General features: G+C 36.4%; 21 protein-coding genes. 7 read left to right on the top strand and 14 right to left on the bottom strand.

The window, feature by feature from the left end; translation table 11 throughout:
• Positions 1 to 416: 416 nt before the first annotated feature.
• The 8 genes from ABJI11_RS05860 to ABJI11_RS05895 all read right to left on the bottom strand — a co-directional run bounded on the left by ABJI11_RS05860 (position 417) and on the right by ABJI11_RS05895 (position 6,471).
• Positions 417 to 989 carry a uracil-DNA glycosylase family protein gene (locus tag ABJI11_RS05860; RefSeq protein ID WP_348350304.1) on the bottom strand — a complete coding sequence of 191 codons (573 nt, stop codon included), beginning with the start codon at positions 987 to 989 and terminating at the stop codon, positions 417 to 419.
• A gap of 52 nt (positions 990 to 1,041) precedes the next feature.
• Positions 1,042 to 1,386, bottom strand: a complete 345-nt coding sequence (locus tag ABJI11_RS05865) for a HopJ type III effector protein (protein WP_348350306.1) — start codon at positions 1,384 to 1,386, stop codon at positions 1,042 to 1,044.
• A 32-nt stretch (positions 1,387 to 1,418) separates the two neighbouring features.
• The gene (locus ABJI11_RS05870; RefSeq protein ID WP_348350308.1) at positions 1,419 to 2,390 is read right to left on the bottom strand and encodes a transporter; all 972 of its coding nucleotides are present in this window, start codon (positions 2,388 to 2,390) and stop codon (positions 1,419 to 1,421) included.
• Positions 2,391 to 2,393: 3 nt separating this feature from the next.
• Complete coding sequence (locus ABJI11_RS05875; protein ID WP_348350310.1) at positions 2,394 to 3,434, bottom strand: cytochrome c peroxidase; 1,041 nt, start codon at positions 3,432 to 3,434, stop codon at positions 2,394 to 2,396.
• Positions 3,435 to 3,484: 50 nt separating this feature from the next.
• Positions 3,485 to 4,288, bottom strand: a complete 804-nt coding sequence (locus tag ABJI11_RS05880; protein ID WP_348350312.1) for an MbnP family protein — start codon at positions 4,286 to 4,288, stop codon at positions 3,485 to 3,487.
• Positions 4,289 to 4,522: 234 nt separating this feature from the next.
• Positions 4,523 to 4,894, bottom strand: coding sequence for a hypothetical protein (locus ABJI11_RS05885; protein ID WP_348350314.1), 372 nt, complete (start codon positions 4,892 to 4,894; stop codon positions 4,523 to 4,525).
• Positions 4,895 to 4,987: 93 nt separating this feature from the next.
• Positions 4,988 to 5,659 (bottom strand): 16S rRNA (cytidine(1402)-2'-O)-methyltransferase, encoded by a 672-nt coding sequence (rsmI, locus tag ABJI11_RS05890; RefSeq protein ID WP_348350316.1) that lies wholly within the window; start codon positions 5,657 to 5,659, stop codon positions 4,988 to 4,990.
• 119 nt (positions 5,660 to 5,778) lie between these two features.
• Positions 5,779 to 6,471, bottom strand: a complete 693-nt coding sequence (locus tag ABJI11_RS05895) for a hypothetical protein (RefSeq protein WP_348350318.1) — start codon at positions 6,469 to 6,471, stop codon at positions 5,779 to 5,781.
• Positions 6,472 to 6,575: 104 nt separating this feature from the next.
• On the opposite strand from ABJI11_RS05895, the gene ABJI11_RS05900 reads away from it, so the two are divergent.
• The 7 genes from ABJI11_RS05900 (at position 6,576) to arfB (ending at position 13,845) form a co-directional block, all read left to right on the top strand.
• A complete protein-coding gene (locus tag ABJI11_RS05900) occupies positions 6,576 to 7,220 on the top strand; it encodes a thymidine kinase (RefSeq protein WP_348350320.1) in 645 nt (214 codons plus the stop codon).
• Entirely contained in the window at positions 7,213 to 8,319 is a 1,107-nt protein-coding gene (gene alr / locus ABJI11_RS05905; protein ID WP_348350322.1) for an alanine racemase, read from the top strand. Before ABJI11_RS05900 ends, alr begins: the two co-directional genes overlap by 8 nt.
• 85 nt (positions 8,320 to 8,404) lie before the next feature.
• Complete coding sequence (gene mscL, locus ABJI11_RS05910; protein WP_348350324.1) at positions 8,405 to 8,812, top strand: large conductance mechanosensitive channel protein MscL; 408 nt, start codon at positions 8,405 to 8,407, stop codon at positions 8,810 to 8,812.
• A 237-nt stretch (positions 8,813 to 9,049) separates the two neighbouring features.
• Positions 9,050 to 10,039, top strand: a complete 990-nt coding sequence (locus ABJI11_RS05915; protein WP_348350326.1) for an aspartate-semialdehyde dehydrogenase — start codon at positions 9,050 to 9,052, stop codon at positions 10,037 to 10,039.
• A gap of 86 nt (positions 10,040 to 10,125) precedes the next feature.
• Complete coding sequence (locus tag ABJI11_RS05920) at positions 10,126 to 12,282, top strand: prolyl oligopeptidase family serine peptidase (RefSeq protein WP_348350328.1); 2,157 nt, start codon at positions 10,126 to 10,128, stop codon at positions 12,280 to 12,282.
• 85 nt (positions 12,283 to 12,367) lie between these two features.
• A complete protein-coding gene (locus ABJI11_RS05925; RefSeq protein WP_348350330.1) occupies positions 12,368 to 13,357 on the top strand; it encodes an ABC transporter ATP-binding protein in 990 nt (329 codons plus the stop codon).
• 86 nt (positions 13,358 to 13,443) lie between these two features.
• Complete coding sequence (gene arfB / locus ABJI11_RS05930; RefSeq protein ID WP_348350332.1) at positions 13,444 to 13,845, top strand: alternative ribosome rescue aminoacyl-tRNA hydrolase ArfB; 402 nt, start codon at positions 13,444 to 13,446, stop codon at positions 13,843 to 13,845.
• A gap of 13 nt (positions 13,846 to 13,858) precedes the next feature.
• Here arfB and ABJI11_RS05935 read toward each other — a convergent pair whose 3' ends face one another.
• The 6 genes from ABJI11_RS05935 to accB all read right to left on the bottom strand — a co-directional run bounded on the left by ABJI11_RS05935 (position 13,859) and on the right by accB (position 19,638).
• Positions 13,859 to 15,187: a GntP family permease gene (locus tag ABJI11_RS05935; protein WP_348350334.1), complete on the bottom strand. Its 1,329-nt coding sequence runs from the start codon at positions 15,185 to 15,187 to the stop codon at positions 13,859 to 13,861.
• Positions 15,188 to 15,270: 83 nt separating this feature from the next.
• Complete coding sequence (locus ABJI11_RS05940; RefSeq protein WP_348350336.1) at positions 15,271 to 15,741, bottom strand: 3-oxoacyl-ACP synthase; 471 nt, start codon at positions 15,739 to 15,741, stop codon at positions 15,271 to 15,273.
• Positions 15,728 to 16,339 (bottom strand): hypothetical protein, encoded by a 612-nt coding sequence (locus ABJI11_RS05945; RefSeq protein ID WP_348350338.1) that lies wholly within the window; start codon positions 16,337 to 16,339, stop codon positions 15,728 to 15,730. The genes ABJI11_RS05940 and ABJI11_RS05945 overlap by 14 nt, the downstream gene beginning before the upstream one ends.
• Before the next feature lie 173 nt (positions 16,340 to 16,512).
• Complete coding sequence (locus ABJI11_RS05950; protein ID WP_348350340.1) at positions 16,513 to 17,628, bottom strand: FAD-dependent oxidoreductase; 1,116 nt, start codon at positions 17,626 to 17,628, stop codon at positions 16,513 to 16,515.
• Positions 17,629 to 17,716: 88 nt separating this feature from the next.
• Complete coding sequence (gene accC, locus ABJI11_RS05955; RefSeq protein WP_276491327.1) at positions 17,717 to 19,069, bottom strand: acetyl-CoA carboxylase biotin carboxylase subunit; 1,353 nt, start codon at positions 19,067 to 19,069, stop codon at positions 17,717 to 17,719.
• An 83-nt stretch (positions 19,070 to 19,152) separates the two neighbouring features.
• On the bottom strand, positions 19,153 to 19,638 hold the full coding sequence (gene accB, locus ABJI11_RS05960; protein WP_348350342.1) for an acetyl-CoA carboxylase biotin carboxyl carrier protein: 486 nt from the start codon (positions 19,636 to 19,638) through the stop codon (positions 19,153 to 19,155).
• Between the last annotated feature and the right edge of the window lie 29 nt (positions 19,639 to 19,667).

A 19,667-nucleotide genomic window follows, 5' to 3' on the forward strand; every position in this document is an offset into this window, starting at 1 on the left:
AATTAGCAATTAGCAATTAGCAATTAGCAATTAGCAATTAGCAATTAGCAATTAGCAATTAGCAATTAGCAATTAGCAATTAGCAATTAGCAATTAGCAAAAATTAAATTTTTTGAATTTTAAAACCTAGTTGCTACGGTAAACTATTTTATACGCACAACTGCTGTCTGTTCGAGTGGTTTTTAATTCAATTTTTTCATTGAATTAAAAAATGTATCGAGAACCTTTTGGGATGCGAAAGCTTCTCGATACAAATTTTATCGTGCCTCTAAAATTCACTCGAAGTGACAATAAAAACACTTATTAAAAAATCCCTTTCTTATCATTTCGAGTCAAGATGTATCCTAATAATTAACATCAAACAAAACCCAACTCTAAAAAAAACAGATTGCTTCGTGCCTCACAATGACGAATAATTATTGCAAAATATCAGCAACCAATTCCTGCAACTCCCCAACAACATCTTCCTCGAACCACGGATTTTTACTTCTCCAAAAACGATTTACGGGCGATGGGTGTGGTAAAAGAAAAAACTTTGGCAAGTATTCTTTGTAATGCAATACATTTTCGGTCAGGTTCTTTTTGGCTAGCTTGCCTAAATATTGGTCTTGAGAATATTTACCAATTAGTAGAATGAGTTTTACATTTTTAAATTGCTCCCACACTTGAGAATGCCACAAGGGAGCACACTCCTTTCTAGGTGGTAGATCTCCCGTTTTACCCTTACCAGGATAACAAAATCCCATAGGTAATACCGCAAAATTATCTGGATTATAAAATACTTCTTCATTTACCCCCAGCCATTCACGAAGTTTTCTACCACTAGGGTCGTCCCATGCCTTATTCTCCACATGGGCTTTTCTACCTGGTGCCTGACTTACCAATATAATTTTAGAATTAACAGTACCTGCAATAATAGGTCTGGGCTCTAAAGGCAAATGCGCCTTACAAACCGTACATCCCCTTATTTCAGTTAATAATTCTTGCATGGTTCATAGTTAACCTATCCCAATAGGAATAGAAATCAATTGGCAAATAGTTCTAAAGCAACTTTAATGCTTCACCTTCAAATGACAAGCCTTCAAAACCAGTTTCCATAAAGTTTCTAATATTCTGATGAGAAGTACCTTTTAGGTCCAGTAACACCTCATCAAAATAATATTGACCAAAACACGTCAAAGTTTCCTCTTTTGTAAGTCCTTCTTTAATAGCAAAAGAGAATAATTTACACGAACCGGAATTTTGACCAGCTTCATTGTTAACGCTACCATTTGTATACGCCGTAGGCGTAAAACTGTACTTAGAATCTATTACCGCCATGGTGTCTGAAAAGGAAACATCTTTTGGGGCGGTCGTTAATTTTTTCTTGAATTCTACTAATTTCATCACTTACTATTGGTCTTAAATTGGGTTATTTCTTAAATATTGATATTCAAATATAATGAAACCCTATTCTTAACCTCAACTTTACCCGCATTCAAATTTTGAGAAATTGGTAACATACTTGAAACACCCAAGGCGTATCTATTGTAATTTGCCTCTATACCAATACGCGCAAAATATACGTCGCCTCCGGTATCTGGAACAGCTAAATTAAACTCTTTATTTTCTTCAAAATATTCTGCACCAAGACCTACTTGAGGTGTTAATGAAAATGAGTTTGAGAGGTAATACGTTTTGTAAGTATTCAATGCCGCATTCCATTGATTACCGAACAGATAATTTTTACTGTTCTCCGTTTTTATCGTATAATTTAAAATTGCAGAGAGTCCCCAATTTCTATGGGTAATTCCATAATTTGCAGCCAAAATATAATCCCAACTACCGGTTCCCAATTGAAAACTTGGGTTAACACTACCTTCTATATTAGCAGCATCAAAGTTACCTGTTGGTAATTTTAACCCACCACCAATTTGTAAGGCGTGTTTTGGTTTGATCGAAATAATACTATCAGGTGTTTGGCGCAGTACATTGTAATATGCCAAAACTGTAGCATCGCCAATACCGTTTATGGTCTGCTCGGTATTATCTGCAAATGTTCTGTTATGTGAATGGTAAGGCAACAAAGCATTTATCAAAACTCGTTTCCCGATCGGGAATTTTCCCCATACCTGAACAGTATTAAAGTTTTCATTTATCCATGGAGAATTATCAAAAATACCATCTCTTGAGCGATACTTCTGACCTATGTATCTTAGTCCAATAAAGTTATTGTTTAGTCCGGTTCCAAAACCCATACTACCTCCATTACCTCCGCACCCGCAGGTATCGCAGAAGTATTCATATGCTGTATTTTTCCAAATACACTCAGATGTCGCTTCTGGTAAATCATTTGCTTGGGCAGTAAATAAGCTACCAAGCAAAAACATATATATTATAATTTTGTTCATATTTTAATATTCTGAAAATCGTTCGTCATTAATAAAAGTATCATCCGTCAATATTTCAAAAAAAGCTAACAAACCTTCCTTTTCTTCATCGTTCAATGCAATGCCCAATCCGTCGTCTGTTCGTAAAGAATCATCTAACGTTTCTGATTCAACCATGCCGTTGGTATAAAAATTCAATACTGATTCTAGGCTACCAAACCTACCATCATGCATGTAAGGCGTGGTCAATGAAACGTTTCTTAAACTAGGTACTTTAAACTTGTAATTGTCACTTTCGCTACCACTAACTTCTGCTCTACCTATATCATTTAATTGTACGTTTGGCGGTAAGCCATTGTTACGAAAACTACCGTCTGTAAACAAATCTGTTGCATGACAAGAGGCGCATTTTTGCTGAAAAACCTGTAAACCATACAACTCGGTTTCCGTTAATTCTCCACCTTCTTCATTACGTACATACTTATCATATTTAGAATTTGAAGAAATCATCATCACCATAAACTGAGATATAGCCTTCAAAAAATTCTCGGCATTAACGCCACCCTCATCAAAAGCCATTTCAAATTCTCTTTGATATTCACTATCAGCAATGATTTTATTGATGACACCCGTCATCGTTTCTCCCATTTCGACTTCATTTGTAATCGGGATTATTGGAAAAAGATCTAAGTGTGATGTAGCACCATCCCAAGCAAACTCATTAAAGAATGCCATATTGGATATAGATGGCGTATTTCTAGTACCTTCTAAATCATTTACACCATGACTAAATTGGTGACCGTGATGGGTGAACGCTGAACTCTGCTCGTGACAAAAGCCGCAAGAGATAAATCCGCTAGAGGAAAGTTTACCATCGTAAAATAATTTCTTACCCAGTTCAAACCCTAATTGCGTTGGCGGATTTGCTTCTATGTCATAAGTTAATTCAGGAAAATTCTCTGGAACGTTTACCGTTAAAAAAGTATTCTCAATAGCTACATAGTCGTCACCTTCATTGCAAGACACCAAAAACATGCACAGCAATACCCAAAATAGATATTTCATCTGTTATATTTTTAAAGTAGGGCCGCTCAAAATGAGCGACCCTTATTAATTTAGTGTGAGTGTTCCGCACCATTATGTACATGGTCAACAGAGAACATGCTTGCTGTATTCAAAGCTACTTTTGGTGATTTCTCTTCACTTACCATAATAACAGATTGCTCTGTAAGAGACAGTTTGTTTTCCCCATCTAAAATGGCACCGGCATCTGCTACAAGATGAATGATAGGTGACATTTCATCACTTACCAAAGCATCTGTTCCTAAGCTTAATGTAACCTCTTTATAATTATCCAAGCTAGAACCGTGGCTACCCATGTGTACTTTAAAGTCTGTTGCTTCGGTTACCGTATCAGAAGTAAAGGTGCCCTCAAAATTTAAAAACTTATAGCCCGCTTGCCATGACCACATCATGTTCGTTTCTTCTGCGACAGTTAAAAAATCTCCTTGCCCTTCAGCTCCTTGAAGGTATTTTTCCTGATCTACACCTACACCAAAAGTTACAGATACGTAAGTACCTGCCGGTATGTTCTCCAATACTACTTCTGTATTACCCGTTTCTTCACTGGTAACAAAATAGCTATCGTCTTTCTCATAGGTAAAAACTTCTCCCATATCATTTGTTAACCTAAAATTGCTGACAATGTAATTAAGTCTGTTTATGGTCAGTGTTTCGTTTTGAGAATTGGTGTAACTTGAGGTTGCCAGTAACAAATCATCTGAACCAACACTGTTGTCGAACTCTAGGGTTACACTATTCTCACCCATTAGTTCATCTGTTGTATCATCATCACTGCTACAGCTAGCGAATGCACTTAAAATAAGGGTTCCAATAAAAAGTCTGTTTATAAATTTCATCTGTTAATTTTATTATTATCCAGATGTAATTCACCTTTATTTATTCTGAGCAGAACCCAAAATATAATGGCTCATTACATCTTTGTTTACGTAATGGTTATACCTAATGACTATACATTAGGCTTGATTTTAAAATAATTGATTATGCCCACGACTACAGGTATTGTGACGTGAAATGGATATACAACAGTATACACCTTTAAAAAAAAAAGGCATAGTTATGCTAAGTTGTATTTAAGATAAGAAGTTTGGCGGATGAAAAACAGCCGATATAAACTGTTGCTCGTTTAAATTAGGATGCATTGAAACCACTCTTGTTTCAGCTATTGTACTTTGAAAATCAAAATCAAGAATACTTACAAAACCAATAGGATATTCACGAAGATCTACAGAAGGAATATCTTGATGATCTTCTTTTTGCTGCTTTTTTATTAATTGAGACAAATAACATTTTCCATCGCAATTAAGCATTGGTTTGTCTTTGTTAATACACAAAACCTCAGCAATGTAATCTTGATTAACTACATACTCTAACACAGGCAATACCGGCTTTACCATCGCAGTGAGGTATAGCAATATAAATGTGTATGTGAGAATTTTTTTCATAAAAATCGGACCAAAGATAATTCTGATTTTGAAACTTTCTTATTTATTTCTTGGATTTAACACAAAACCTAGACTTCACCAGTTTTGCAAAACTTACCTATTACCGCCAACAATAATAACAATTTCTCCTTTTGGCGGTTTCTCTGTAAAGTGCATTAGTACTTCTTCTGCAGTTCCACGAACAGTTTCTTCGTACAGCTTGGTTAACTCTCGGGAAACAGAAACAGGTCTTTCTGCCCCAAAATATTCCACAAAATTGCCCAAGGTCTTTAGTAGCTTGTGCGGAGACTCATAAAAAATGATGGTCCGTGGTTCTTCTGCCAACAATTTTAATCTCGTCTGCCTACCTTTCTTTACGGGTAAAAATCCTTCAAAAACAAACTTGTCATTTGGCAATCCGCTATTGACCAATGCAGGCACAAAAGCTGTTGCTCCCGGTAAACATTCTACTTCAACACCTGCTTCAACACAGGCACGTGTTAAAAGAAATCCTGGATCAGAAATTGCGGGCGTACCTGCATCTGATATTAAGGCTATGTTATCGCCTCCTTTTAGCTTACCCACCAGATAATCTACCATATTATGCTCGTTGTGCATATGGTGACTTTTCATTTGAGTACCAATTTCGAAATGATGCAGTAATTTTCCACTGGTTCGTGTGTCTTCTGCCAGAATTAAATCTACCTCCTTCAAAATCCTGATAGCCCGTATGGTCATATCTTCTAGGTTACCGATCGGTGTAGGTACTAAATAAAGCTTTCCCATGTATTAAAAAGTAAAAAGCCTTACCGCAGACCCGTAAGGCATAGTAATGAAAATTAATCTTGATTATCGAATAAAAAACCCAACACAAGTGCTGGGTTCAAAACACATATATTTTATTATTAAGAGAATCTACGCGACACCAATTCTATAAAACGTTCTTCATATGATTCTTTGCCTACCCAATTATTATAGTCTGGCTTCACCATATTTTTAATAAATGCTATGGAACGCTCTTCTGTATCGATAGTGTTTAATTGAGATAATACACGGTTATAATCTTCCATATTGTCATTGAACAAATGTTTAACGAATGCTAAGCGATCATTTAAATCTACTTTTACATTACTCTTTGCTAAACGGTCATTTAATGATTCCGGTGTAGAATCTACTTGTTGTAAGTCTTCCTTTCTTGGCGTAAAGAGTTCCTTGTCATTTTTCATTAAATCTGGCTTTGACATAAAATCTGCCAAAACATCCTCTAACTGATCATTATCGGGCATTTCAGAAACAAACCCTTTAATGGTATCCATACCTGGGTACTTAATTATATCTTCTTCATGAGGGTTACTCTCTGGCACTCCTGTATTTCCTCTCATTACAGCATTCGCCATTTCTTCAAATTTTGCCGCAATAGCATTTTTAGAAACATCAACTTCCATATCATTGAGTTCAACTTCAATAAACTTAAGTACAGCGAGTTTCTCATATAGGTTTTTAGAAACCTCATACAATTTTGTCACATCATCTAAATTATCGGCAGTTAAAATTTCTGTAGATAACTTTCTCAATTCCAGTTTCAACTTACTTTTCATCTCACAATTTTTATGGTAAAGACTTAAATAGCGGGTTTTTTAAATACCTTTATCATTCTTAAACAATAAACGAAAAACCGATTATTTTCGTCTAAAATTACAAAATGTTTCTTGAAAACACAGTTAATCATAAAGAACAATTCGGTTGGATAGAAGTCATTGCCGGGTCAATGTTTTCTGGAAAGACAGAAGAATTGATTCGCAGACTTAAGCGAGCACAGTTTGCCAAATTAAAGGTTGAAATATTTAAACCAATGGTTGACACTCGTTATGACGATGAAATGGTAGTATCTCATGATGCCAACGAAATTCGTTCTACACCAGTACCGGCAGCTGCCAACATTCGCATTCTAGCAGACACTTGCGATGTCATCGGTATTGACGAAGCACAATTCTTTGATGATGAAATAGTTACCGTATGTAATGATTTGGCCAATAAAGGTGTTAGGGTTATCGTAGCAGGACTAGATATGGACTTTAAAGGAAAACCCTTTGGTCCTATGCCCGCACTTATGGCAACCGCAGAGTATGTTACCAAAGTACATGCCATTTGTACCCGTACGGGCAATCTTGCCAATTACAGTTATAGAAAATCTAGCAATGACAATTTAGTTATGCTAGGTGAAGTAAATGAATACGAACCTTTAAGTAGAGGTGCATATTACAAGGCTATGCTAAAAGAAAAGGTAAAGACAATGGACGTAAAATCTGAAGAGGTCGACACCCTTAAAAAGAGGCATAATGGCTAAGGCAGAAGAGACCGTTTTAGAAATTGACCTAAATGCGCTTGGTCATAATTACAGGTATTTACGCTCTAAAATAAAGCCCGAAACTAAATTTATGGCAGTAGTGAAAGCCTATGCCTATGGCAGTGACTCTATTGTCATTGCTAAATACCTACAAGATTTAGGTGCCGATTATTTTGCAGTAGCTTATGTAAATGAAGGCATTACGCTTAGAGAAGGAGGTATTACATCCCCTATCTTGGTACTACACCCACAGAAAGTTCATTTTAAAACGCTCATTGAAAATAACCTTGAGCCAAGTATTTACTCTGAAACTATTTTATCTGATTTTATTACAACCGCCAAAGAACTGGGTAAGGCAGATTATCCTATTCATTTAAAATTTAATACAGGGCTTAATAGACTCGGTTTTTCTGCGGATGAACTACCGGAAATCGCTACACGTATTCAACAACAAAATGCTGTAAAGGTAATTGCGCTATTATCGCATTTGGCAGCTACAGAAGATGCAAATGAAACCGATTTCACAAATCTTCAATTAGAGCGGTTCGATGCAATTTGCAAAAAAGCAGATACATTATTTAAAACTGAAACCTTAAAGCATGTTTTAAATACTTCGGGCATTATTAATTATAGTCATGCCCAATATGATATGGTTAGAAGCGGAATAGGACTTTATGGCTATGGCAACGAACCACATGTAGATGCTGAACTACAACCTGTGATGACCCTTAAAACAATCATCTCTCAAAAACATACTATAGCTATAGGTGAATCTGTTGGCTATAATCGTAAATACAAATCTGATCATAAAACCGTAACCGCTACTTTGCCTATAGGTCATGCAGATGGTATAGGAAGAGAATATGGACATGGAAAAACATATGTTAGTATACATGGTCAATTAGCACCTATAGTAGGTAACGTATGTATGGATATGATTATGGTCGATGTCACTAATATTGAATGTGAAGAAGGAGATGAAGTAGAAATTTTTGGAAAAAATCTTTCTGCAAGCAAATTTTCAGAAACTGCCCAAACCATAACGTATGAGTTACTTACGGGACTTTCTCAGCGTATTAAACGCGTTTTAACAAATTGATTTCGTTAACGTTTATTTAAGGGTTGTTTTTTTTTAGTAAATTGCCATACTTATTATATTAACCATTAATAAAAAACACGAGAACATGTTAAAAGAATTTAAGGATTTCATTATGACAGGTAATGTCATAGATTTAGCCGTAGCCGTATTACTTGCAGGCGCTATGGGATTAGTAGTTAGCGGATTTGTTGGCGATATTATGATGCCAATAGTAGGTCACTTCAGTGGAGGAGTTGATTTTGCTGATTTAAAAGTAGTATTAGATGAGGCTGTAGTAGGTGCAGATGGCGCTGTTGCTAAACCAGAAAATGCAATTCTTTATGGTAAATGGATAAACGCAATCATCAACTTAATAATCGTTGGTTTTGTATTGTTTATTATCGTTAAAGCTTACAATAAAACTAAAACTCCACCAGCTCCAGTTGAAGAAGCTCCAAAAGGACCAACTGCTGAAGAGTTATTAGCAGAAATTAGAGATGCTTTAAAAAAGTAATCTAAAAATACTCCCTCTTCTTGAGGAACCGTTGCACTGCAACTTACATTAATTAAAACCGTCAACTTTGTTACGCTAACATTGTTGACGGTTCTTTTTTACTTCACATTTAAATATGTCCAAACACACTTTTGTTATATTTTAAACAATTTGTTATATTTTGATTATTCTTTTCTTTTTTGCTTGTGCACATACTAGTATTACCTATTTTTGCGACTTAATATAATTGTTTTACAAATGAAAGTAGCTGTAATTGGTGCCACAGGCATGGTTGGCGATGTAATGTTGAAAGTATTGGCTGAACGTAATTTTCCGTTGACGGAGTTATTACTTGTTGCCTCTGAACGTTCTGTTGGCAAAAAGATGACTTTTAAAGGAGAGGAACATACGGTTATAGGCTTAGCTGATGCAGTAGCCGCAAGACCAAATATTGCCATATTCTCTGCGGGTGGTGACACTTCTTTAGAGTGGGCTCCTAAATTTGCAGAAGTAGGAACTACGGTAGTAGATAATTCTTCTGCTTGGAGAATGGATCCTACCAAAAAATTGGTTGTCCCTGAGATCAATGCTCATGAGCTTACGGCTGAAGATAAAATTATTGCAAACCCCAACTGCTCTACCATTCAACTGGTAATGGCATTGCACCCTTTGCATAACAAATACAAAATGAAACGTGTTGTTGTTTCTACCTACCAGTCGGTTTCCGGTACTGGGGTAAAAGCAGTAAAACAACTAGAAAATGAAATTGCCGGTGTACAAGGCGAAATGGCTTATCCTTACCCAATTGGAAGAAACGCATTACCACATTGCGATGTTTTCATGGAAAATGGCTATACCAAAGAAGAAATGAAATTGGCTCGTGAACCACAGAAAATTCTTGATGATCGCACTTTCTCAATTAGTGCAACAGCTGTTCGTATACCTACTGCTGGTGGACATTCAGAATCTGTAAACGTAGAGTTCGAAAATGACTTTGAACTTAACGAAGTACGTCGTTTGTTGAACGAAATGCCTGGCGTTACCGTTCAAGACAATCCAGATACGAACACCTACCCTATGCCAATATATGCCCATGATAAAGATGAGGTTTTTGTAGGTCGTATACGTAGAGATGAAACACAAAGAAATACCTTGAACATGTGGATCGTTGCAGATAACCTTAGAAAAGGAGCAGCAACAAACGCAGTACAAATTTCAGAATACCTAGTAGAAAAAGGCTTAGTTTAATTTATACCCTTTACAACGTTAAAACCTTCAAAACAGTCAAGTTTTGAAGGTTTTTTTATGGTATTTTAGTAAAAACTAAACTACTCATGAAAAAAATAATCCCTGCGCTATTTGCCATTGCGCTACTTTCTTCCTGTAAAAACGAATCTAAACCTGAACCCATTATTGTGAATTACCCTGTTACCGCAAAAATAGATACCGTAGATACTTATTTTGACACTGAAGTTAAAGATCCTTATCGTTGGTTAGAAGATGATAGAAGCCCCGAAACCGAAGCCTGGGTAAAAGAACAGAACAAAACAACATTCGGTTATTTAGAACATATTCCATTTAGGGCCGACTTAAAAAATCGATTGGAAAAATTATGGAATTATGAGAAACTTGGTTCTCCTTTCAAAAAAGGAGATTACACCTATTTCTATAAAAATAATGGTCTTCAAAATCAATATGTAATTTATAGGACAAAGAAAGATGAAGAGCCAGAGGTATTTTTAGATCCCAATACCTTTTCTGAAGATGGTACTACTTCATTAGCAGGTTTAAGTTTTACCAAAGATGGCTCATTGGCCGCTTATCTTATTTCAGAAGGTGGCAGCGATTGGAGAAAAGCAATAATTCTAGACGCTGTAAACAATGAGATTGTAGAAGACACCTTAGTCGACATCAAATTTAGTGGACTTTCATGGAAAGGTTATGAAGGTTTTTACTACTCTAGTTATGATAAACCAAAGGGCAGTGAACTATCAGCCAAAACCGATCAGCACAAAGTATACTATCATAAATTGGGTACTTCTCAAAAAGATGATAAACTCATATTTGGTGGTACACCAGCTGAAAAGCATAGATATATTGGCGCTTATGTTACTGAAGACAATAAGTACTTATTAATTAGTGCCTCTGTTTCCACTTCTGGTAATAAACTATTTATAAAAGATTTAGAAGACCCTAACGGTTTGCTTATTCCTATGGTTGAAGATACTGACTCTGACAACTATGTAATTGACAATGTCGGCTCTAAACTTTACATAGAAACAAACAGAAATGCACCGAACAAGAAAATAGTTACAGTCGATGCTAAAAATCCTGAAGCAAAAAATTGGGTTGATTTTATTCCTGAAACGGAGAATGTTCTAAGTGCTGATTTTGGTGGTGGATATTTCTTTGCAGATTATATGGTAGATGCTGTCTCTAAAATTTTTCAGTACGATTATAATGGCAAACTGATACGTGAAGTAAACTTACCTGGTCTAGGTACAGCTAGTGGTTTTGGTGGTGAAAAAGAAGACAAAGAATTTTACTTCTCTTTTACAAATTACAACACACCGGGTTCTACATATAAATACGATGTTGAATCGGGTACTTATGAGTTGTATTGGAAACCAGAGATAGATTTTAATCCGGCAGATTATACTTCTGAACAAGTATTTTATGATTCAAAAGATGGTACTAAAATACCTATGATCATTACGTATAAAAAGGGAACGGAATTAAACGGTAAAAACCCGACAATTCTTTACGCCTATGGCGGATTCAATGTAAGCCTAACCCCTTCATTCAGTATCGGTAACGCCGTTTGGATGGAACAAGGCGGTGTTTACGCTGTTCCTAATCTACGTGGTGGTGGAGAATATGGCAAAAAATGGCATGATGCGGGTATTAAAACTAAAAAGCAAAATGTATTCGATGACTTTATTGCCGCTGCTGAATATTTAATAGCGAACAGCTATACTTCAAAAGAATATTTAGCTATTCGCGGAGGTTCTAATGGCGGATTACTTGTTGGTGCCACAATGACGCAAAGACCAGATTTAATGCAAGTAGCACTACCTGCAGTTGGTGTTATGGATATGTTACGTTATCATACATTTACGGCTGGCGCCGGATGGGCTTATGATTATGGTACTGCAGAAGATAGCGATGAAATGTTTCAATATTTAAAAGGTTATTCTCCCGTACATAATGTAAAAGCGGGAACTTCCTACCCTGCAACTTTGGTAACAACGGGTGATCATGATGATAGAGTAGTACCTGCGCATAGTTTTAAATTTGCGGCAGAGCTTCAAGAAAAGCAAGTAGGTTCTAACCCTACCTTAATACGTATTGAAACCAATGCCGGTCATGGTGCCGGTACTCCCGTAAGTAAAACTATTGAGCAATATGCAGACATCTTTGGCTTTACACTTTACAATATGGGCTATACGGAACTACCTAACAAAAGTGTTTTAAAAGAATTTAAGGAGTAATTACTATCTTAAATCAATAAATTATTGAAAAATCCGTTTCAAATTGGAACGGATTTTTCAATTTTACATTCCTAAGAACAAAAGCATGTTACGAGTAGAAAATCTATCATTTTCATATGATAAACTTCCAGTTTTAGAATCCATTAATCTACGTATTCAACGTGGAGAACATGTAGCTATTATTGGTGAAAGCGGGTGCGGTAAAAGTACCTTGCTCAAACTAATGTATGGTTTAATGGATTTAGAACAAGGCGAAATATTCTGGGAAGATGAGCAAATTTTAGGTCCTGCATTTCACCTAGTACCAGGTATGCCCTTCATGAAATACCTATCTCAAGATTTCGACTTAATGCCGTTCATTACCGTTTCTGAAAATATAAGTCAGTACCTATCCGTTTTTTATCCTGATGAATTAAAGGAGCGAACTCACGAACTGTTAGAGATGATTGAGCTCACCGAATTTGCCGATAAAAAAGTAAAAACATTGAGCGGTGGTCAACAACAACGCGTTGCCCTAGCTAGAGTATTGGCGCAAAAACCAGAAGTGCTTCTTTTAGACGAACCTTTTAGTCATATTGACAACTTTCTTAAAAACAGTTTACGCAGAAACATTTTCAATTACCTAAAAGAAAATCTTATTACTACCATTGTTGCCACTCATGATGTGCATGATGTTTTACCTTTTGCCGATCGTGCTGTAGTTTTACGTGATAAGGAAATTATAGCTAAGGCAAGACCTATGGAGCTTTATAAAAATCCTAAAAACTTGTATATAGCTTCTCTATTTGGCGAAGCCAGTATGGTTTCTATAGATGTACTTAAAACGTATGCGAATACTAAAAGAAAGATTATAGTTTATGCACATGAGTTTAGGGTTTCTCCTTCTCAAGGCTTTCATGTTACAATAGAAAAGGCATACCCTATGGGCAGCTATTACCTAACGGAAAGTAAAAGCGACGACAACGAAACCATCTTCTTCAATGCAGATAAACTTTACCCAAAAGGAAAAGAAGTGTTCTTAAACGTAGCCATTGAAACTATCAATCAACGCATACAGGAGGCAGCGGCCAATTAATTCCATATTTAAGAACAGATGTCTATCGCTATTTTTCTATAAATTAAGGAGGATTCCATTTTGTTTACATTTGCTAAAACCTTGTTGTGAACAAAGAACAAATACGTAGCGAGTTACAATTTAAAGCCATTAGAAGTAGTGGACCAGGCGGTCAGCATGCCAATAAAGTATCCTCTAAAGTTGAATTGTCTTTTCATATTGAAGCATCAGCGGGACTAACGAAACGCCAGAAAAAAAGAACGCTACTAAAATTAGGAAACAAACTGAGTAAAGAAGGTCTGCTTATTTTACAATGCGATGAATCTCGCAGCCAACATAAAAACAAAGAATTGGTTGTTAAACGATTCTTTAAACTTCTTGAAAAATCATTGGTAGTTCAAAAAGCCCGAAAGAAAAGTAAACCTACCAGATCATCTATTGAAAAAAGATTGAAGAGCAAGAAAATTTCATCCTTGAAAAAACAAAACCGTAGTAAACCAGACTACTAATAGCTCTATCCCTTTATGCGAAGATGGAATAGAATACAAATACAGTTATGGCACCTGTAAGACCAAGAACTCCTGTACCTAAACCAAAAAGACGATACCCAGTCTTTACATTCATACCGCTCATTTGCGTTACCACCCAAAAGAAACTATCGTTAGCATGAGAAATTACTGCAGAACCTGCCCCAATAACTACCACGACTAAAGCTTTCTGTATTTCGGTATCAAAACCTAAAGATGACATCATAGGCATAATAATAGATGCGGTTGTTACCAGTGCCACCGTAGAAGAACCTTGCGCAGTTTTCAACGCTGCCGCCAATACAAATGGCAAGAAAATACCCATGTTATAATCGGTCAAGGTTTGCCCTAGAATTTCTGCAATGCCTGAGTTCTGTAAGATTTTACCAAAAATTCCACCAGCTCCGGTAATCAATAATATGGAAGCTGCATCTTTTATTGCCTTACCTACCCAACCCGCAGAAGAAAGCATATCATAATTCAACTTTTTGGGCAAGAGCAGACATAAGAACACCCCAATTAATAATGATATGACCGGCTCACCTACAAAACTGATAAAATCTAATAATCCGTTTTCTTGTCCGATATCCATTGAATTTAATACGGACTTCAAGACAATTAGAAAGATAGGAACTAGAATAGGGATAGAGGCTTTTAACGCGCTAGGGGAATCTTTAATTTCTTGTTCGGCTTCTAGTGCATCTTCCACATCAGGTTCAATCATGGTTTTTGATGCATACTTTTTAGCAAATATGATACCAACAATTAAGGCAACAACACTTGTAGGAAAGCCAAAGGCAATGACCAAACCTAGATCTGCGCCAAGAATACCTGCTGCAGCGATAGGACCAGGAGTTGGCGGCACCATGGTATGCGACGCCATTAAGCCCAAACCTAATGCAATTGCCGGACCTGCAATTGAGATTTTCGCTTTCTTTGAAAGACTTTTATTTAAAGGATGTAATAGCATAAAGCCACTATCTGCAAAAACGGGAATGGAGACGATATAGCCAATAATACCCATTGCCGTTGTCACCCGTTTCTTTCCTATTAAGCCCAATACTTTTTCCGCAATTGCAAACGCACCACCTGTATGTTCTAAAAATGAACCGATAATCACCCCAAGCACTATAATCAATCCTATTTTACCAAGTGTACCGCCAAAACCATCATTGATAGATACAATGATATCGGCATAAGGCATACCGGCAAAAATTCCGTATAAAATAGATATAATAAAAAGGGCTAGAAAGGCGTGAATCTTAAGCTTTGTCGTTAATATAATTATGGCAATGACTGCGAGTAGTAAGTAGAATATTTCCATAATTAATATTTGTTGTTGTCTAGAGTACTCCATAAATACTCAAAAATCATCTAGGATGCAAATAAAATAAATTTAACAGAACACTATTTAATACTATTTATAGTCAACTCCTTACCATTAAAACTTATCACATCGCCTACTGATTTTCCAAAAACTAACTTTCCAATAGGTGTTGCTGCAGAAATGCAGTAGACTGACTTAGGCTTGCTTTTAAACTCTCCTGCAGATATAGCTATGTAATAGATGAATGCATCTGTAACAACCAAGCTACCCAAACCTACCGTTGGGGCATTTCTGTCTCTTGGCACTTTTGAAAGTAGCTGTTGGGTTTTTTCAAGTTCTGCCAGCTGCTGACCTAGTTTTTCTCGCTCTAGCTGAATCATAGCACGACCGGTTTCATGCTTATCGCCAGCACTACTCTTTGTCTCTGAGGTTAATGCCAGCTCCAATTCTTTTATTTGATACTGTATTCTTGTCAACCTATTGTTCACAAAAAGCACACAAAAGTCGTAAGCATCTTTTTTTAAAATATCAAGTGATTCAATTTCCTTCAATATGGTATAGATCTGCTAGTTTATAGATCAAGTAATTTACGATTTGATTATCACTTTCACCACCACTTAACATTTTTTGAATTTCTATTTCATTTTCAGCTTTAAAATAATCTAGATCACCAGAGCGGTCATCACTGAAAATATTCCAAGATTTTAATCCGCTTAACATCGCCTTATGTGCTTGGTAACGGTTTGTAATTGCTTCAATCTTTTTCTTATCTACCCTTCCGGTTACCTCACTATCATTTAGCAACTGATAATCTGCCGTAATCTGTGCATCTGCTTTTTCCGCTTCGGTAATAATTTTAAAATAGGCTCTAGATACTAAAGATTCATACTTAGAATAGAATCCAGATTCCATACTCTCATCTTCGGCTAAAACCATCTCAGCATCCGTACTAGCGTACAAATCGTCTTTATCATAGCTGTTATCGACTATAAGCGATTGTTTCCAAGCCTCGCTCTTTATATGCTCTTTCCAAACTTTTGCATATTCTCGCTGATAATGGGTTTTAGACAAACCACAACTATTAAGACCTATTATTGCTGCTACGGTTGTAAGAGTAACCGAAGTAATTCTTCTAATCAATGTTTTCATATAGTAGATATGCTATTACACACCATCTTAAAAAATCACTGTTCTAAGGCGAATCTTTAAATGCATTTTAGGTAATAGATAATCTAAGGGGGGCACACAATTTATAAATAAAAACAAGAGTAAGCCCGACTTTGAAGTAAGAATTTCAAAAATTAAGATAAACGGTAAATGCTTTAGCCAACTAAACCAGCTAGATTTTTACCAATTGTGCTACCAACAGCAATACCCATACCGCCCAAACGAACACCGCATGCCACGTTATCAGAAATTTGCTTTACAATAGGCTTCTTCAGTTGACCCACACCCATTATACCACTCCAGCTATAATCGATTTCAAAAGGCTGCTCTGGTAAAATAACAGTTTCTAATAGTTGTTTCAATTTATTTTCAACCAACTTAGTATTGCCAAATTCAGCTGTTTCTTCCGTTTTAAAGTCTAAATTACGACCACCACCCAGCAGAATTCGATTATCTATATTGCGGAAATAGTAATAACCTTCCTCTAAATGAAATGTACCTGTTATATGAAGGTTTTTAATAGGTTTTGTAACCAATACCTGAGCACGTGCAGGTTTTACATTTTCTGATAGTAATTGAGCAGCAAAGCCATTTGTTGCTATCAATAGTTTCTTTGTTACAAATTGCAATTCATCGGTTTTGACCATTACTTCTGTACCAGTATCTTCAAAAGATTGTACATGTGTTGAATTTAAAATGGTAATACCGTTTTGCTGTGCTAATTGCACTAGGGAATGCATCATCTTACCAGTATCTATTTGCCCTTCAAAAACCTGAGAAATATAGTTTTTGTTTATTCCTTTGAAATTAAACCTGTCTGGCACAACCTTAAATCCATCATTGTTAAAAACGGGTTGCAGTAGTTCATTTACAAATTTCAATTCACTAAAACATCTCTCATAGAGCTCTATATCTTGATTCAAGAACAATTCATGCCCACCATTGTTCTGATACCCGATTGCATTATCGCCTAAAAGCGAACGAAGCGATTGTATACCATTAAACCGATCTTGTACCAATTGCAAAACCTCTTGTTCTGAATGCGTTTTTAAGTCGGATAAGATTTCAGAAATACTACCAAAACAAGCAAACCCTGCATTTTTTGTGCTGGCGCCTTGCGGAAGTTTTCCTTTTTCCAATACAAGAATTCGTGCCTTTGGATGTTTTCGCCTTAATTCTAAAGCGCAATTTAAACCTACAATACCACTACCAACAATGGTGAAATCGATATTAGAAAACCACGATTTTCGTTCCCAGTAACTTAAATACATAGATGTTTTTTATTTGGATTATAAGATAGAAAAACCAATCTAAAATAAGGACATAAAAAAACTCCAACATTGCTGTTGGAGTTCGTTATTAATTTTCTGGTTGAGGATCCATTTCCCAATCATCCATAAAGGCTGTTGTATAATTACCAGCCAAATAATCTGGATGGTCCATCAACTGCCTGTGGAAAGGAATGGTCGTTTTTATTCCCTCGATTACGAATTCATCTAAAGCTCGCTTCATTTTGTTGATTGCCTCTTCCCTTGTTTGGGCGGTAGTAATCAACTTAGCAATCATAGAATCATAATTTGGAGGAATACTATACCCACTATAAACGTGCGTATCCATACGTACCCCATGACCACCTGGTGTGTGTAAGGTTGTAATCTTACCTGGCGATGGTCTAAAATTGTTATAAGGATCTTCCGCATTAATTCTACACTCAATAGAATGTAATTTTGGAAGGTAGTTTTTACCTGAAATAGGCACACCTGCAGCTACAAGTATTTGCTCACGAATTAAATCATAATCAATAACCTGCTCTGTAATTGGGTGCTCTACCTGAATACGGGTATTCATTTCCATAAAATAGAATTTACGGTGCTTATCTACCAAAAATTCTATGGTACCTGCACCTTCGTATTTTATATATTCTGCAGCTTTAACCGCAGCTTCACCCATTTGCTCTCTTAACTTATCTGTCATGAAAGGTGATGGAGTCTCCTCTGTTAACTTTTGGTGACGACGTTGAACAGAACAATCTCTTTCTGATAAGTGACATGCTTTACCGAATTGATCACCAACAATTTGAATTTCAATATGACGTGGCTCCTCAATTAGCTTTTCCATATACATACCACCATTACCAAAAGCAGCGGTTGCTTCATTTACGGCGCTATCAAAAAGCTCTTCCATTTTGTCTTCTGAGAATACGGCACGCATACCTTTACCACCACCACCGGCAGTAGCTTTGATCATTACCGGATAGCCCATTTTCTTAGCTATCTTCTTGGCATCTGCAACATCTTTCAATAGACCTTCTGAACCAGGTACACAAGGTACACCCGCTTCTTTCATGGTTTCTTTAGCCGTAGCCTTATCACCCATTTTGTCTATTTGATCACCAGAAGCACCAATGAATTTTATATCATGTTCTGCGCAAATACGCGAGAACTTTGAATTTTCTGAAAGAAAACCATAGCCTGGGTGAATAGCATCTGCATTTGTAATCTCTGCAGCCGCAATTATATTTGGGATCTTTAAATAGGATTCGCTACTAGCAGCAGGACCAATACATACAGCTTCATCCGCAAAACGCACATGTAAACTTTCTTCATCTGCCTTACTATATACAGCTACCGTTTTAATACCCATTTCTTTACAGGTACGGATAACACGCAACGCGATTTCTCCCCTATTGGCAATCAGTATTTTTTTAAACATCTTTTAAATTTTAAGTTCTAGGTTCTACAACATTCTTACACACCGTATAAAACGGCATCTAACAATTACTACTCAAAATTTAGTTAAGAAGGATCTACCAAAAATAATGGTTGATCAAACTCTACCGGCGAAGAATCATCTACCAAAATCTTAACGATCTTACCTGATACTTCTGATTCTATGTCGTTGAACAATTTCATTGCTTCAATAACACAAAGTACATCTCCTGTACCAATAGTTTGTCCTACCTCAACAAAAACAGGTTTATCTGGAGATGGCTTTCTATAGAAAGTCCCAATTATAGGAGACTTTATAGTTATGTACTTATCATCTTCAGCTTCTGTAGCAGGTGCTGCGGGTGCTGCCGCTTCGGCCGCAACTGGCACTGCTGCTGGAGCCTGTACCGCTGGCTGAGCCATAGGCATAGTATGTACGTAAGTTGGTTCAGAATTACCAGTTAAGCTTCCTGTACGAATGGTGATCTTAATATCATCCGTTTCCAGTTTTACCTCGCTAGCGCCAGACTTGGCAACAAACTTGATAAGGCTTTGAATTTCTTTAATATCCATATTTTCTAAGTTATAATTGGTAGTTGTTG

Source organism: Maribacter sp., assembly GCF_039968975.1.
GTDB lineage: Bacteria > Bacteroidota > Bacteroidia > Flavobacteriales > Flavobacteriaceae > Maribacter.